Consider the following 15,015-nt stretch of genomic DNA (forward strand, 5'->3'; position numbering starts at 1 on the left):
CCTCATCTGACGAAAGGCATTTCCTTCCAATGAAACTCACCCAACGCATAGGGTTCGCCGTCCTGGCTGCCGCTGTCGTGGCGGTCGGGGCAGGATGCGGGTCCGACGACTCCGATACTCCCGCTGACGTGGCGACGACCGCCGCTCCGGACGTGTCGGCACCGCCGAGCAACGTCCGGTGGCAGGACTACCAAACGATCGCGTTGCCTGTCGCAGATCAGGGACCGAAAACCAACTCCGGTTCCGGCCCCGTCAGCGGCTTCACCCACGATCCGCAGGGCGCGGCGCTCGCTGCGATTCAGCAGACGGTGCGACTTTCGGTCGCTCCGGATCACCAGTGGCCCGGCGTCGTGGCCGCAGGTGTTGCGCCTGGTCCTGCTCGTGACGACTTCGCGATCAGCCGACAGCTGCTCTCGTTCACTGCCCCGCCGGCTCCAACAGAAGCACCGAAGATCGTGGGCTACGAGGTCAGCGACTACAACGCCGACAACGCAGCGGTGACGGTGTACTCCGCGTTCCCCGATCAGTCATTCGCAGCATCACAGGTGAAGGTGGTGTGGTCGGGCGAGGACTGGAAGCTACTGCTCCCAGGCGACGACGAGACCAGCGGCCGGGTGAGTTCGGTCGACGGGCTTCCGTCGTCGGCGATTGCATTGGCGGCCAACCGATGAGGGCCACGAAGCAGCAGCCGCAGAGCAGCGAGGACGAGTCCTTCATCGGTCGCAAATGGACGTTCTACCTTGCGCTGATCATCGTGGTCGTCGTTGTAGTGGGCGGTGTGATCGCCGTGGTGATCAATCGCAGTAAGACCGACGAACCGACCGCGCAGCCTCAACCGGGAACGACGATCTCTCCTCAGCAAGACCGTTCGGACTGGGGATTGCCGTACATCGACGAACTCGGCTTCCGGGTCGAGGTACCGCCGAACCCGAACGGTGTCGCTCTCGATCAGGATCGTTCCGGCCAACCGGACCGGGGCGCAGCTGATTACGCAGCACTTCCGCCTGCTGGGGTGATGTGGCAGAAGGTGCAGAACTTCCCGATGCCGTTCTCCACCTCGGATGGCCCGTCGAAGGTCGACGGGGCGCTGGCCACCGGTTTCGCGCAGACACCGCAAGGTGCTGCATTGGCAGGGATTCAGCTGATCAACCGCGCACAGTCCAGCTACGCCGGCGGCGCTGCTGTCCTCGAACGGGGTTCGGTTGCCGACTCCTCGGAGCTGGAAGCAGAGCGGATCACCAACCTCGCAGCCGCGAAGCAGTCCGTTGCCGACGGTCGAACCGGCCCCGTGGGTGCGCCGTTGATCAGGCAGGAGGCTTACCGGCTCAAGTACTGGTCCCCGGATTACGCGGTAATCGAGTACGCGGGAAACAACGTCTCCGGCAATGGCTGGACCACAGCTCCCCTCGAAGTGGTGTGGCAAGACGGTGATTGGAAGCTCAAGCTCACCAATCAGCCGAACTCGGACAAGTTGGGCTCGACTCCGACGTTAGCGGGGTGGACGCGATGGCCAGGAAAGTAGTTCTCGCACTCGTCCTCGCACTGCTGGTGATGTTCGGTGGCGTTTCTGTCGCCTCGGCGCAAGACGCGCCTCAGCCTCCCGGCGATTCGCAGACGGAGGAAGACGAGTCGAGCGGTCTGTGCAAGGTAGTCGGAGGCATTGCAGAGGGCGCCGGAAACACCATCCTTCCCGGAGGCCTTCTAGGCGACATCGTCGGAGGTCTGGCAGGGGCGTCCTGCGAGGCGGGCGGTAATCCGGTCACTGCGGTGACGTCCTTCGCCGGCGACAAAGTCAACGAGATGTGGGATTCGCAGTTCGGCGACATCGTGAAGTCGTTCCTCGAGGCTATGGCTCAGGTGCTGACGATGGCGATGACGTGGTGGATCAAGCTGCCGAATCCGGACCTGGCGAATTCGACTCCGCTCCAGGCGATCACGGAGTACACCGGCTGGATTCAGTTGGCACTGCTGACCGCGTCGGTGATTTTCATGGCCATCAAGTTGGCGGCGGCGAAACGTCACGCGCTGCTCAACGAAGCGGAGGAGACGTACAAGGCGTTGGCGCGCACGGTGTTCGCGACGACGATGTTCGCCTCGATCATCGCGTTGGCCACTCTTGCCGGTGACCGGTTCGCGGAGTGGATCGTCGACGACACCTCGAACAAGGACCCGATCGGGATGGTGAACTCGATGCTCGCGGTCAGCGCCTTCACCGGTGCTTCTCCGGGGCTGCTGTTCGTGATCGGCCTGGTGGGGATCTTGGGCGCGCTGGCTCAGGCTGCGTTGCTCGTGGTCCGTCAGGGCTTGTTGATCGTGGCTGTCGCGGCTGTGCCGGTTGCGGCCGCTGCGTCCGGAACGAGTACGGGATCGCAGTCGTACCAGAAGTTGGTGTCCTGGATTCTGGCGTTTCTGCTGTTCAAGCCCATCGGCGCGCTGGTGTATGCGATGGCGTTCCTTTCCGCGCAGGACTCGGCGCGGATCACTGAAGGCGAGACGCCGTCGGCGGATCAGTTCCAGCAGTCCTTGATCGGCATCATCTTGCTCGCGCTCGCGGCTGCGGTTCTGCCGGCGTTGCAGCGGTTGATCGCTCCGGCGGTCGCGGCGGTGGGGTCCGGCGGCTCGGGCGCGGCGGCGACGGGCATGGCGTTGATGGCTGGTGCTGCGGCATTTACCGGCGGCAAGTCGATGGCGGCCGGTAAGTCGGCCGGCGCTGGCAGCAAGTCTGCGGGCGCGTTCAGCGGCGGTCCTGGCGGCGGCGGTGGCGGTTCGTTCGCAGGCGGCGGTCGTCCAGGCGGCGGCGGAGGAGGCGGCGGCGGCGGTGGCGGTTCGCGCGGCGGCGGCCGCGGAGGAGCGTTCGGTCAGCCGCCGAACACGCGGACCTCTCCGGCGTCGGGTCGCACGTCCCAAGGTGCCAGCGGATCTCGCAGTGCGGGCAGTGGTGGCAAGGGTTCCGGCGCCGGATCGAAGGCGAGTAAGGCGATCGGCGCAGTCGGCTCTGGTGCGAAGTCTTCCGATCGCGGTGCGGGTGACCTTGCCGGGGACCGGTATTCGAGTAGTCAGACCGATCTGGGAAGGAACACGATTCGGCGATGAGCACCACAAACGAGAACGGTTTGCTCTACACGGGCTGGACCAAGCCACGTAATTCCGGATTGTTCGGTCTGACGTGGGGCACGACGATCGTCTGCTTCGTGCTGGTGATCGCGGTCATGGTCGCGATGTTGGCCGGTGGTTTCAAGGTTGGCCTGACGGTGTTGGCGGTTTCCGTCGTCGTTGCTGCCCCGCTGGTGTGGGGCAGGGACGGACGGAGTGGATACGAAATGACGGTATTGAGAATGCAATGGCTCCGGACGCGCCGTCGGCGAGAAAACATTTACCGCGGTGGACTTTTCTCCGAAATGCCCGGCGGGAAGGCTCTTCTGCCCGGCGTGGTCGCGGACACGAAACTCTATGAGGGTGAGGACGCCGCCGGGTACCGGTTCGGGATGATCCACATGCCCAAACTTGACCTGTACACGGTGGTCCTCAAGGCGTGGCCGCAGGGCGATGAAGCGGTCGATCAGTCGATGATCAACGAATGGGTGGGGGAGTGGGGCGTTGTCCTCGCCTCGATGGGTCAGACCTCGGACGTGGTCTCGGTCGTCCCGGTGATCGACTGCGTGCCCGAGACCGGAAACCGGTTGCTGGCGGAGGTCATTCGCCAGACCGAACCGGATGCACCGCAGTTGGCGCAGGACTCGAATTACGAGGCGGCTGAACTGTTCGCCACCGAGCAGGCTCAACTTCTGCCGCGCTTGGCGGTCACGTTCCGTGCGACCACTGACGCCCGTAAGAAGGACCCTTCGGAGCAGGCCGTCGAAATCGGTCGCAGGCTTCCCGGCTTGTGCGCCGCGATGCGCTCCGCCGGAGTCGGTGTCCGCCCGATGGCAGCCTCGGACGTCATTTCCTTCGTTCGCCGCTCCACCGATCCGGCCTCACAGGAAGACATCGAACGCGCCGACGCGACGGTGGAAGGACACGGGTTGGACTGGTCCGACGCCGGCCCGATCTCGCATGAAGAACGCTTCGACCAGTACATCCACGACGGTGCCCGCTCGGTGACCTGGGAAATGGAGATGGCGCCGACCGGCGCGGTCGACGAAGGCGTGTTGCGCCGCATCCTCGCCCCGAACCCCGACATTCCACGTAAGCGGGTCGCGATCGTCTACCGCCCGCACACGGCCGCGGATGCAGTCAAGATCGTCGACAACGACTACAAGAACGCTCTGATCGCCGAACAGGGCGGCAAGGGCATCGGCTCGGTCACCGCGACGTTGAAGGTGGAAGCGACCGCCCGTGCCCGTGAGGAACAGGCGCGTGGTCACGGACTGGTGCGGTTCGGCATTTTGATCACCATCACCGAACCGCTCGACGGGGACATTCCGGCGATCGACGCGATCATCAAGGACCTGTCCGTGCAGGCGCGGTTGAAGGTGCGCCGCGCATTCCGCTACCAGGCGGCCGGGTTCTACGGCTCCCTCGGCATCGGCGTCATCTTGCCCGAGCACGCCTCCATGCCGTCGGCGATGGCCGGATAGGGGGCTCGGTCATGGTCAAGCTCCTCACCGAAGAACAGCGCCGGCAAGTGCTGGCACGCTCGCACGGCCCCACCTTGGCCGGTGTCCTGGCTCGTCATCACCTCAAGATGGACGACAAACGCCGGCGGAACCTGGAGGCGCAGAAGGCAAGCGAAGAACAAGAAGGGTTCCTCCTGCCTGCCCTCAAGCTCTCCGATCGCGGCTATCGCGGTGCGGGCGGTGGCCGGATGGCCTCGGTCGGCCGTCAGGTCGAATACCGTGCCTCCTCGGCGCAGGCGGCCGGCATGTGGCCGTGGGCCGTCGGGGCTGGTGCGCCGCTGATCGGGACACCGGTCGGGCGTCATCTGCTCACCGGCGCCCCGGTCCTGTTCGACCTGTTGTCCTGGTTCGTCGAAGGCCTGATCACCGCCCCGGTCGGGTTCGTTCTCGGACTCAACGGGTACGGCAAGTCCTCGTTCGTGCGCCGGATGGTGCTCGGCGGTGTCGCGCAGAAGGTGACCACCCTCGTTCTCGCCGACGTGAAGCCGGACTACCGCAATCTGATCGAGGCCGTCGACGGGCAGGTCATCGACCTCGGATACGGGTACGGCCGGGTCAATCCTCTTGCTGGTGGTGTCCTCGGCTCGATCCTGCCTCGGCTGGCGGTGTTCCCGGAGCTGGCCCGCAAGATGCTCACCGAACTACGGGCACGCCAGTTGCAGACCATGTCCGGACTGATCGAACTTTCCCGTGGCAGTGCGGTGCGCGACTACGAGGAAACGATCATCTCGTCCTGCATCGAGATCCTCTACAACGAAAAGGGTTTCGACGCGGAGAACCCGCCGTTGATCGAGGACATGTACAAGCTCGTCAAAGAAGGCCATCCGGAGTTGATGGAGAACGCGGCCGCCGTCGGTGAGCACGAGTACCGCGAAGCGACCCGCGATCTGCAACGTTCTCTGCGAGGTCTGGTCAAGGGCTCGTTCGGTGAAATCTTCAACGGCCACACCACCACCGAAATCGACCTCGACGCCCCGGCGATCTGCATCGACGTCTCGCACATCCCCGAAGGCCACACCCGTCTCAAGGCCGCGGTCATGTTGGTGTGCTGGTCCGACGGCTTCGCCGCCATCGATGCCGCCCACGCTCTCGCCGATGCCGGCCTCGGACCGCAGCGCCGCTTTCAAGCTGTCATGGACGAGCTCTGGCAGGTGCTCGGGCTGGGTGAGTTCATGGTCGATCGCGTCAACTCGCTGACCCGATTGAACCGCACGATTGCGACCGCGTTGTGGATGATCACGCACACGATCACCGACCTCGAGGCCATGGGCTCGGTGTCGGCGGCGAACAAAGCGAAGACGTTCATCGAACGTGCCCGCGTGAAAGTCATCGGCGCTGTTCCGGAAGCGGAAATCGACCGCCTCGAGCGGATCGTGAAGTTCACCGGCACCGAAGCCGACATGGTCACCGGTTGGTCCTCACCGCCTGCTCGCACCGGTGAGCGGCGCAAAGAAGGTGAGCCGAAAGAGCCGCCGCCCGGTCAGGGCAAGTTCCTGATCAAGGTCGGTGAGACCCGCACTCCCGGAATCCCCGTGCAGCTGATCTTCACCCCGTCGGAAATCGCATCCGGCATTCACGACACCAATTCCCGGTACGGCGACCTCACCTCGGACGCCGTGAGCGACGACGAGGACGGATTCGAAGGAGAGGGCGCGGCATGATCGCCGAACGCAAGTACAAGTCGCTCACCCCGCAATTGCGGGCAGCCGCGGTCAAGAAGGTCGCCGAACTGAGCACCGAAGTGTCCTCGCGGTGGAAAGCGATCGTGCTGATCGCCGAAGCGTTGGAAGTGCACCCGAACACCCTGCGGAACTGGGTCAACGCAGATCCGGAGATGGCCGCGACCCGGCGCGTCGACACCGCTCGTCTCGAACAAGAGCACCGGGTCCAGCTCGCGGCCGCCACGGAGCTGATCAACGAACTCTCCGATCACCTCCACGGCCGCAGGCAGTAGGGGCAGGTCACCTGAAATCATGGACGTGAAAAAGATCGGCGCATTCTGCGGCGCCGCGCTGCTGGGTTTGGTGATGATCGTCGTGGTCATCATCGGTCCGGCCACGGAGAATCCCGATTGCGTACCCGGCGGAGGCCGGGTCGGATCGGTGGCTCCCGCCGGCTCACTGGTCAAGCCGACCAAGAGCAGCGAGACCACCGATACTTCGGGATTCGGTGCGCGCTGGGGAACCCAACATCAGGGCATTGACCGCGCCGGTCCCGTGGGAACCCCGATCTACGCGTTCACCGACGGCCGCGTTGTCGCTGCCGGCCCCGCCGCCGGTTTCGGCAACTGGATCATTCTCGATCACCAGATCGACGGGAAGGTCTACTCGACTGTCTACGGGCACATGTTCGACGATGGGGTTCTGGTCAAGGTCGGTGACCAGGTTTCCGCTGGTCAGGAAATCGGCAAGATCGGCAACGCCGGTGAGTCCACCGGCGCGCATCTGCATTTCGAGGTGTGGGACGGTGGCCGGTTGCCCGACGGTGCCGGAACCGCAGTCGATCCGGCGCCCTGGGTCGACAAGGCCGCCGAACCCGGTGCCGCCGCCCCGGCTCCCGCGCCAGGACAGGAACCTGCACCGAGCAACCCGGCTGAGCCGGGCACCGGCGGGCTCAATTCCAGTCAGCTCGCTCTCGCGAAGCAAGCGGTGGCGGTCGGGGAGTCGATCGGTGTTCCGGATCAGGGAATCGTCGTCGCTCTGGCCACGATGAGCCAGGAGAGCACGTACCGGATGCTTGCCAGCTCCAACGTCCCGGAATCGCTGCAATACCCGCACGACGGTGTCGGCTCCGATCACCTCTCGGTCAACCAGTACCAGCAGCAGGTCACCATCTGGGGGACCGCGGAAGAGCTGATGAACCCGGTGACCGCGAACGTGAAGTTCTACGACGCCCTGCTCAAAGTATCGGGCTGGCAGTCCATGCCGGTCACCGTGGCTGCTCAGACGGTGCAGGGCTCGGCGCACCCGGAGGCGTATGCCGATGACGAGCCGCTCGCCCGTCAGCTCGCCGCCCAGTTCAAGGGCGCCGGGAAGGACCTCACTCCGCAAGAGTTGGCCGATATCGCCAAGGTCGGTGTTGCGACCGCGGTCGTCGACGGCGGTGTCGGTGTCTGCACTCCGGGAGTCTCGAACTCCGGCGGCCCGCAGTTCAAGCCGGGTGGACCGTTCGGTGCGAATGTCATCGCGGCCGCGTCCCGGTGGATCGGTACGACGTACGCGTGGGGCGGCGGCGATCAGAACGGACCGACCAAGGGCATCAGCGACGGCGGCGGCGCCGGAGATGCGAACGGCGATCCGAACAAAGTCGGCTTCGACTGCTCCGGTCTGACGCTGTACGCGGTGTTCCAGGCCTCCGGCGGACAGATCCTGCTTCCGCACTTCACCGGAAGCCACGGCAACCCAGGGCAGCTGTACGACGCTCGGGGACAGGACATTCCGTTCGATCAGAAGCAACCCGGCGACCTGATCTACTTCGGCGCCGGTGGGGACACCCACCACGTGGGGATCTACTACGGCAACGAAAACGGCCAGGACATGCTGCTCAACGCCCCGCAGTCCGGGCAAACCGTCTCCATCATGCCGCTCTCGGGTTGGGCCGGCGAAGACATGTACGTCAAGCGTTTCGGATAAAGGGAGAACACGATCATGACTCGCACACGCAACACTGCGGCCGCTGCCCTGCTGGCCGGGGCGCTTCTGCTCGCCGGATGTGGTTCCGGAGGCGACGGCCACGACGACCATCCCCTCGACGAGGGAGGCCCCGCCGACAGCTCACTGACAACCCCGCCCCCGCCGCCACTGCCGGGTGCGTTCGCCGGAGTCGACCAGAACGATCCGGAATCGGTCATGGTCGGCGCAGCGCAAGCCCTGTTCTCCTACGCCCCCGCCGAGGATGCGAACCAGCTGGCCGCAGCGCAGCGTGCCGCGCCGCTCTTCGACGAGCGGTACTACTCGGAGAACTCCGGTTCCTTCATCGCCCTCGCCCCGATCACCGGCAAACAGTGGCAGAGCTGGGCAGACGAGGGCGCGATCGTCACAGCATCGGCGAGTGTGACCAGCGACGAACACCCGGCCGATCAGCCGGCGAAAGTTTCCCGCGTTCTCGCGGTGACACAAACAGCAACCACACCGGAGGGGAAACCATTGAGCAGCACCACCTTCGCGGCATACATGAGCGCGACCAAACTCGGCGTCTGGCGCGTGAGTGCGGTGGCCGTGCGATGAGCCATCAATTTCTGTACGCGACCGGAACCGCTGCCGGTGAGCCGGCGGCGGCACTGGGCATCGCCCTCGGCAGCTTGCACGACCTGATCGGCGAATTGGAGTCGAACAACACTTTCGTTGTCGTGCAGGGACATTCGCACACCATCACGCCCACGTCCGTGCAGCAGCCAGGGATGATGCGCAGCGAACGCCCCGGCTACATCGCCACCGTCACCACCGTCGTGGAGATCTCATGAGCGGGGGAGCGCACCGGCTGCTGAACTGCGCTGTTGCGCTCGCGGTCGTCGGGGCCGGTATCTGGGGAACGGTCACTGTTCGCGAGTTGATCGCACCGGTCACCGATTCCGCGGCGTCGACGTCGGGTCAAGTGGTCCGGGTCGTCGACGGCGACACTGCCGATGTCCGTCTGACTTCCGGCGAGGATCTGCGGGTCCGGATCTTGGGGATCGACACTCCGGAGACGGTCAAACCCGATGCGGCGGTGCAGTGCTGGGGACCGGAAGCAAGCGCCTGGGCGCACACGACGCTCGACGATGCAGCGGTGACGTTGACGGGCGACCCTCGCTCCGACGACGTCGACCGATACGGCCGATCACTGCGTTACCTGACCTTGCCGGACGGCACCGACTACGGCGTACTTGCAGCTCGGTCGGGCATGGCGCGGGCGTACGTCTACGGCAACACACCTATCGAGAAGACCGCGGAAATAGCTGAGGCGCAAGAGGATGCGCGTTCGGCAGGAATCGGACTCTGGGGTCCGCCGTGCAACGGAGAGGCAAACTGATGAGTACCAGGACAGTGAAAGATCCATCAGCCTCGGACGGGCTGTTGCCGGCGGTTCTCATCGCCGGTCTGGTGGCAGTGGTCGGCGGCAGCGTGTGGGCAGGTATCCACCTCGGGACCGACCAGACCGCGCCGGGAAACCCGATCGCGATCGTCAAGGGCTTGATTCGGGGCGAGCTGGTGTGGGAGACCGGGTCGACCCTGGTGGTTGCCCTGGTCCTGGCGGCGGTGATCGGCCTCGTGGTGGCCACGGCCGTGCTGGTGCGGCGGGTGCAGGGGGAGAAGACCCGCATCGACGCGAAAGCGAAGGTCATGGGCACCGGACGCGACATCAAGGGCATCACCGAAAAGGAATGCCGCTCGATCGCGTACAAGAGCTTGGGCATGAAAGAAGAGCTCAAGGACCGAACAAAAGCAGTCGGGGTGCAGATCGGCAAGCACCTGCTCACCGGGCGGATGCTGCGCGGCAGCTACCAGGATCTTCACTGCGACATCTGGGGACCACGTACCGGCAAGTCCTCCTCCCGGGTCATTCCGGCGATCCTGTCGGCGCTGGGAGCGGTGCTGACCACGTCCAACAAACGTGACGTCGTCGACGCGACTCGGGCATGGCGGTCGGTGCGGCTGATCGACCGGGAAACAGGAGACAAGGTCAAGGCCCGGTCGGTGGACTGGAGAACCTACAGCGACCCGGCCAAGCCCGTCGCGAAGGGCAAAGTGCATGTGAACACCCTCGTTCCGCGGAAAGTGTGGGTGTTCGATCCGCAGGGCGTCGCCGGTGAGGAACCGACGTGGTGGTGGAATCCGTTGTCCTGGGTCACCGACGAGGTCAAGGCCGCTGACCTGGCAGAACACTTCGCTGCCGGTGACGACGGAGTCGAGGCGAAAAAGGACCCGTTCTTCGATCCGGAAGGGCAAGACCTGGTCGCCGGGCTGCTCCTCGCGGCCGCCGTCGACAACCGTCCGATCACCGATGTGTACCTCTGGGCGACACAGGAGACCAACGACGAACCTGTCGCAATCCTCAAGACGGCGGCCGGCGGGAAGTACGCGATGCAGGCGAGCGGCCTGGCGGCGCAGTACAACCAGACCGAAAAACAGCGATCCGGTGTTTTCACCACGGCCAAGAAGATGATTCGCTCGCTCAAGCTCTCCGCGGTCCACCCGTGGGTGCGCCCGATGGGTCCGGGGGACAACCGCCCGCATTTCGATCCTCGGGCGTTCGTCGCCAACGACGAGACGATGTACAGCCTCTCGCGAGAAGGCAACGGTTCGGCCGGACCGCTGGTCACAGCCCTGACGGTCGCGATCATCGACGCCGCCGAGCAGCTGGCCACCAGCTCACCGAAGGGTCGTCTGCCCAAGCCACTGATTGCAGCTCTCGACGAGGTCGCCAACGTGGTGCGCTGGACGAAGCTCCCCGGCCTCTACAGCCACTACGGCTCACGCGGCATCCTGATCATGGCGATCTTGCAGTCCTGGTCACAGGGCGAGGACGTGTGGGGCGCCAAGGGCATGAGCAAACTGTGGTCCGCCTCGAACGTGCGCGTCTACGGCGGCGGCGTCGCAGTCGACGACGGCAACTTCCTCAAGGACATGTCCACCGCGATCGGTGAGCACTGGGAAATCACCGGCTCCGTCTCCAACAGCGGCAACGGTCGCAGCGTCTCCAAGCATCGCAGCAAGGAACGCACCCTCACCGAAGCCGAACTCGAAGCACTGCCCCGCGGCCGCGCAGTCGTACGTTCCTCCGGTAACTCACCGACCCTGGTGAAGACGGTGCCCTGGTGGGAGGGACCGAACAAGGACGCTGTCGTGGCCTCGATCAAGGTTCACGATCCCGAACCGGAGAAGACCCTGGCGAAGGCCGTCACCAAGGTCGGCGCCGTCGACGCAGTGGAGCTGGTCGCATGAGCACCGATTTCGATTTCCCCGGATTCGCCGACGACTTCGAGCCGCCACCGGAAGGTGCCTACGACGAGGTACCGATCGACGACCCCGGCGACCCGGCGCCCGCTGTTGATCCTGGCATCGCTGCGCCCGCCGAACCTGCCGCTGCGCTCAGTGCGCAGATGGAAGGGTTCGTGGCACGCGCGATGGACAAGCGGATCAGTCAGGAAGCTGATGCGATCGCAGCCGCGAAGTTCGAGGAGATGCTCACTCCCGAACTGCATGCCCAGCTTCAAGAAGCCGCACAAGCGCGCCTCGTCGCGCAGCTCGCGGCGGCGCTCGAGATCCCGGAGGAAGTCGAACCCGAGCCGGAACCGCAGATGGTGTTCGGCTCGGCAGAAGAGTTCATGCGGGACTGGCTCGCTCCGACGTACCGCCGTCAGGTGACGGACACCCCTTCGCGGGTGTGGTGCCCGCAGTGGTGGAAGCACGAGGAAGCGGTCAACCGCGTCGAAGCTCTCTGGCGGGCGTGGGAGTACCTACGCCTGGATGCGAAGACCGGCATGAGTGTGTGGTGGCGCGATCACGCCGATCACCACATGGAAAAGCTGTTCGCCGGCGATGGCCCCTTCAAGGCGTGTTCGGCCGAGCGGGGCCACAAAGGTTCCGTGAAGCCGCTGCCCACCGACAAGGCTCCGGATGCGCTGTTCCCCGATCAGCGCGAGACGTGAACCCCCACGAAACCGCACTTTCGGCCCGCACCCGGCGGACCGGTTCGACGAAAGGTGAGAGCAGATGTCCGATGACGAAGTAGGCACGATCGGCCGCGAAATGGGCATGGCGATGCGCGTGGCCATGCAGGTGATGAGCCGACTCGCCGAGCAGATGGCACGCTCCCGCGAACAACGAATGCGAGATGCACAGCATCGCAGCGAACAGGCAACCCGCGAGTACGCCGAACGTCTCAAGGTCGAACGGACGGCCGCCGAGACCCCGCTCCGAGGAGTCTCGGACAAGCAATGGTGGGATCAAGCGAAGCCGGAAGCGATCACCGACGCCTACTTGCAGGCAAAGGCGTGGAGTCCTGAATCGGAGATCGCCGCCCAGGCTGCGCACAAGATCCGTTCCGAAGTCCACGAGCGATACGGCTTCGACGTCGACAACGATCAGGCAGCACGGGAGTTCCTCGCCTACGGCCGTGCGTACAAGGACGTCGCAGGTACCGAGCAGAAGCAGGCCGCGCAGGACCGCGTCGAAGCTGGCGCTGCGATGGCCGCGGCCGAGAGCGCCGACCGTAAAGCAGAACGCGCTGCGGTCGAGCTCGAAGAAGCGAAGACGTGGGCGCGGGAGAACACTCCGGAATGGTTCGCCGTCTGGGAGCAGACGTACGGCCCGGAGGCGGGGAAGGACGAACGGACCGAAGCAGAGAAAGAGCTTGTCGGGGACTGGCAGCGGTCGCAGCCCGAAGCATCGACGGCAGTCGAGGAAGGCAAGAGCGCTCAAGGTGACGACGAGCGTGGCGAAGCTGTCGAGAAGTACGACTCCGCTGATCGGCGGACCGCGTTCGCGAACAGCATGCACGCGGCCGGCGTCGACTCCGAAGCGATCGCAGCGCGCATGTCGGCAGACACTGCGCAGGGGCGTCCCGCTCGCGATGCGGTCCGAACCGGGCCTGGTAAGCCACCGGTCGCGAGGAAGGGGAAGCCGAACAAGTCGCAGGGGCGTGATCGTCAACATGCGGGCCGTTGACCTGATCTAGACCTGAAATACGCAGGGGCGAGGCAGTCACCGTGCTGCCTCGCCCTGCGTTGTCTGCTCACGATTCGGACCGTATTCAGCCCGCTAGTAGTTATTCCTCAGATAGTGCTCGATCAATGCTCGGACGTTCTGTGCCGCAGCCTTTGCACGGTCTGGTGACCCAGCGAACAGACCGCCGCTCAAAGGCAACCAGTCGCCGCCGGCTCTCTCGCTTTCCTCGAGGTATCTCGACCACACGGAATTCGATTCATCGAACGTGTCGGATCGTTGCGCAAACACCCCAAGCCACGGATCAGTGTAAACACGACCGAGGTCTTTGATGTCGGCGGTAACCATCGAAAAGAGCACCTCCGCTTGGTCGAACAACTTCTCGTACTCCGCCGAGTGGATTCCTATCTTCTCGAAGTTGGGTCGCAGCGTCTCTCGGAGGTATCGAGAAGCGGGGAAGCGAGGTCGTCGGCGGAGACGGTTGTCCACGATCGCTCCGAGCATCTCCTCGGTCAGAGTTTGCTGCTGATTCGCGAGCAATGCTTGGAGGATCGTGTCGTCGCGGAGAGAGTAGTAGGGGGAAGCGCCGACGATCATGGGGCGATAGAAAGTAACTCCGCCGAACTGCTCGGAGACATCGAGCTCGGCCTCGCAAAGTAATGCCTGAATCAGGCGATAGTTGCCTTCACGGAGGGCTGCAATCGTGGCGGCGTACATCAAGAGCGTTGTCGGAAACAGCGCCAAACCCGTCAGATATTCGTCTCGGGCCATATGGATGGGTGAACCGGGACGCGTAGTGTCGACTCGCGTGGCTGCGATGCTATTGAGCGATCGTTGAAAGATCGGAGCGTAGTCCTCCGCACCCCACAGGCCGCCCAAAATGAAGAGATCGATCGCCGGATCAACTACGTCTCGGTAGGTACCGGCCTGATCGACCATCTGCTGGACTCGGCTCGCGGGGTCGTTTCGGGATTTGTATGCCGGAGGGAACTTGTCGATGTCCTGGAGTTCGCTGTATACCGGGCGCAGGATTCCTTGAACGCCGCGATCGACGCTGGGTTTCTGACCCGGCGTGCTGATGATGCGCTCCAACTCTTCGAGGCGAGATGCGGCGGGAGTAGTTGCGGTGGGGATGGCTGTCGGTGCCAAAGTGGTCGGGGCTGAACCCAGTACCGGCGCAGTGGTCGGGGTTGATGCCGGCGCTACAGGTGGAGCGGCGGGCGCTGAGGCCGCCGGCGGCTCTTCGTCGAGCAGCGATTTGATCTGGTTCACGAGTTGCTGGCCGTGGGCCGCCTTGGTTGCTCCGAAGAAGTCGAGGCGCTGAATGTCGCCGAGTACCTCACCGTTCCCGATGTTGTACCTAGGGATATCCGAGTCGTCGAAGCGCACATTGAACAACCACATTGTGTCGGGGCGGCGCTTGCGGAGTTCACCGGCTGCCAGGTCGAGTTCCTCGTTCTGTCCGTTCGATTTCTTCGTCTCCCCGGTCTTGGAGTAGCAAGCAACGAACGCGAGGCTGTTTTGCGTGATCGCCTTCTGGATCTCCGCCTTCCAACGTGTGCCGCCAGGTATCGAGTTCCGGTCCATCCAGACAGAAAAACCTTCCGCCTCCAACAATTCTTTGAGTTCGTCGGCGACGTGGCTGTCCTCGCGAACATAGGAAATGAAGACGTGGCCAGGGCGCGGGGGAACAGGATTCGACACCCCGACATCTTACTGGGCGTCCGGTTTTCACCTGCGGCTTCGCTCTGGGC

At 64.4% G+C, this 15,015-nt stretch carries 14 protein-coding genes; 13 read left to right on the forward strand and 1 reads right to left on the reverse strand.

Annotation, left to right across the window (positions count from 1 at the left end; translation table 11 throughout):
• Window positions 1-29: 29 nt before the first annotated feature.
• The 13 genes from H351_RS28765 to H351_RS28825 all read left to right on the forward strand — a co-directional run bounded on the left by H351_RS28765 (window position 30) and on the right by H351_RS28825 (window position 13,264).
• Window positions 30-671 carry a DUF8175 domain-containg protein gene (locus H351_RS28765; RefSeq protein ID WP_029257110.1) on the forward strand — a complete coding sequence of 214 codons (642 nt, stop codon included), beginning with the start codon at window positions 30-32 and terminating at the stop codon, window positions 669-671.
• A complete protein-coding gene (locus H351_RS28770; protein WP_029257109.1) occupies window positions 668-1,522 on the forward strand; it encodes a DUF8175 domain-containg protein in 855 nt (284 codons plus the stop codon). Before H351_RS28765 ends, H351_RS28770 begins: the two co-directional genes overlap by 4 nt.
• A complete protein-coding gene (locus H351_RS28775) occupies window positions 1,507-3,093 on the forward strand; it encodes a TrbL/VirB6 family protein (protein ID WP_144440137.1) in 1,587 nt (528 codons plus the stop codon). The genes H351_RS28770 and H351_RS28775 overlap by 16 nt, the downstream gene beginning before the upstream one ends.
• Window positions 3,090-4,577 (forward strand): SCO6880 family protein, encoded by a 1,488-nt coding sequence (locus tag H351_RS28780; protein WP_029257107.1) that lies wholly within the window; start codon window positions 3,090-3,092, stop codon window positions 4,575-4,577. Before H351_RS28775 ends, H351_RS28780 begins: the two co-directional genes overlap by 4 nt.
• A gap of 11 nt (window positions 4,578-4,588) precedes the next feature.
• The gene (locus H351_RS28785) at window positions 4,589-6,277 is read left to right on the forward strand and encodes a hypothetical protein (RefSeq protein ID WP_029257106.1); all 1,689 of its coding nucleotides are present in this window, start codon (window positions 4,589-4,591) and stop codon (window positions 6,275-6,277) included.
• Window positions 6,274-6,570, forward strand: coding sequence for a transposase (locus H351_RS28790; RefSeq protein ID WP_019749778.1), 297 nt, complete (start codon window positions 6,274-6,276; stop codon window positions 6,568-6,570). Before H351_RS28785 ends, H351_RS28790 begins: the two co-directional genes overlap by 4 nt.
• Before the next feature lie 19 nt (window positions 6,571-6,589).
• A complete protein-coding gene (locus H351_RS28795; RefSeq protein WP_029257105.1) occupies window positions 6,590-8,248 on the forward strand; it encodes a peptidoglycan DD-metalloendopeptidase family protein in 1,659 nt (552 codons plus the stop codon).
• A gap of 15 nt (window positions 8,249-8,263) precedes the next feature.
• Window positions 8,264-8,842, forward strand: coding sequence for a hypothetical protein (locus H351_RS28800; RefSeq protein ID WP_029257104.1), 579 nt, complete (start codon window positions 8,264-8,266; stop codon window positions 8,840-8,842).
• Window positions 8,839-9,078 carry a hypothetical protein gene (locus H351_RS28805; protein ID WP_029257103.1) on the forward strand — a complete coding sequence of 80 codons (240 nt, stop codon included), beginning with the start codon at window positions 8,839-8,841 and terminating at the stop codon, window positions 9,076-9,078. Before H351_RS28800 ends, H351_RS28805 begins: the two co-directional genes overlap by 4 nt.
• A complete protein-coding gene (locus tag H351_RS28810) occupies window positions 9,075-9,626 on the forward strand; it encodes a thermonuclease family protein (protein ID WP_029257102.1) in 552 nt (183 codons plus the stop codon). The genes H351_RS28805 and H351_RS28810 overlap by 4 nt, the downstream gene beginning before the upstream one ends.
• On the forward strand, window positions 9,626-11,539 hold the full coding sequence (locus tag H351_RS28815; RefSeq protein WP_029257101.1) for a type IV secretory system conjugative DNA transfer family protein: 1,914 nt from the start codon (window positions 9,626-9,628) through the stop codon (window positions 11,537-11,539). Before H351_RS28810 ends, H351_RS28815 begins: the two co-directional genes overlap by 1 nt.
• Window positions 11,536-12,246, forward strand: coding sequence for a DUF4913 domain-containing protein (locus H351_RS28820; protein ID WP_029257100.1), 711 nt, complete (start codon window positions 11,536-11,538; stop codon window positions 12,244-12,246). Before H351_RS28815 ends, H351_RS28820 begins: the two co-directional genes overlap by 4 nt.
• A gap of 64 nt (window positions 12,247-12,310) precedes the next feature.
• A complete protein-coding gene (locus H351_RS28825) occupies window positions 12,311-13,264 on the forward strand; it encodes a hypothetical protein (RefSeq protein ID WP_037121490.1) in 954 nt (317 codons plus the stop codon).
• Window positions 13,265-13,357: 93 nt separating this feature from the next.
• Here H351_RS28825 and H351_RS28830 read toward each other — a convergent pair whose 3' ends face one another.
• A complete protein-coding gene (locus tag H351_RS28830) occupies window positions 13,358-14,965 on the reverse strand; it encodes a toll/interleukin-1 receptor domain-containing protein (RefSeq protein WP_029257099.1) in 1,608 nt (535 codons plus the stop codon).
• Window positions 14,966-15,015: the final 50 nt, after the last annotated feature.

Source organism: Rhodococcus erythropolis R138 (genome assembly GCF_000696675.2).
GTDB lineage: Bacteria > Actinomycetota > Actinomycetes > Mycobacteriales > Mycobacteriaceae > Rhodococcus_F > Rhodococcus_F erythropolis.

Excerpts from the sequence above, each read along its gene's own strand:
- H351_RS28765 (WP_029257110.1), top strand. The coding sequence starts at position 30 with ATGAAACTCACCCAACGCATAGGGTTCGCCGTCCTGGCTGCCGCTGTC.
- H351_RS28770 (WP_029257109.1), top strand. The coding sequence starts at position 668 with ATGAGGGCCACGAAGCAGCAGCCGCAGAGCAGCGAGGACGAGTCCTTC.
- H351_RS28775 (WP_144440137.1), top strand. The coding sequence starts at position 1,507 with ATGGCCAGGAAAGTAGTTCTCGCACTCGTCCTCGCACTGCTGGTGATG.
- H351_RS28780 (WP_029257107.1), top strand. The coding sequence starts at position 3,090 with ATGAGCACCACAAACGAGAACGGTTTGCTCTACACGGGCTGGACCAAG.
- H351_RS28785 (WP_029257106.1), top strand. The coding sequence starts at position 4,589 with ATGGTCAAGCTCCTCACCGAAGAACAGCGCCGGCAAGTGCTGGCACGC.
- H351_RS28790 (WP_019749778.1), top strand. The coding sequence starts at position 6,274 with ATGATCGCCGAACGCAAGTACAAGTCGCTCACCCCGCAATTGCGGGCA.
- H351_RS28795 (WP_029257105.1), top strand. The coding sequence starts at position 6,590 with ATGGACGTGAAAAAGATCGGCGCATTCTGCGGCGCCGCGCTGCTGGGT.
- H351_RS28800 (WP_029257104.1), top strand. The coding sequence starts at position 8,264 with ATGACTCGCACACGCAACACTGCGGCCGCTGCCCTGCTGGCCGGGGCG.
- H351_RS28805 (WP_029257103.1), top strand. The coding sequence starts at position 8,839 with ATGAGCCATCAATTTCTGTACGCGACCGGAACCGCTGCCGGTGAGCCG.
- H351_RS28810 (WP_029257102.1), top strand. The coding sequence starts at position 9,075 with ATGAGCGGGGGAGCGCACCGGCTGCTGAACTGCGCTGTTGCGCTCGCG.
- H351_RS28815 (WP_029257101.1), top strand. The coding sequence starts at position 9,626 with ATGAGTACCAGGACAGTGAAAGATCCATCAGCCTCGGACGGGCTGTTG.
- H351_RS28820 (WP_029257100.1), top strand. The coding sequence starts at position 11,536 with ATGAGCACCGATTTCGATTTCCCCGGATTCGCCGACGACTTCGAGCCG.
- H351_RS28825 (WP_037121490.1), top strand. The coding sequence starts at position 12,311 with ATGTCCGATGACGAAGTAGGCACGATCGGCCGCGAAATGGGCATGGCG.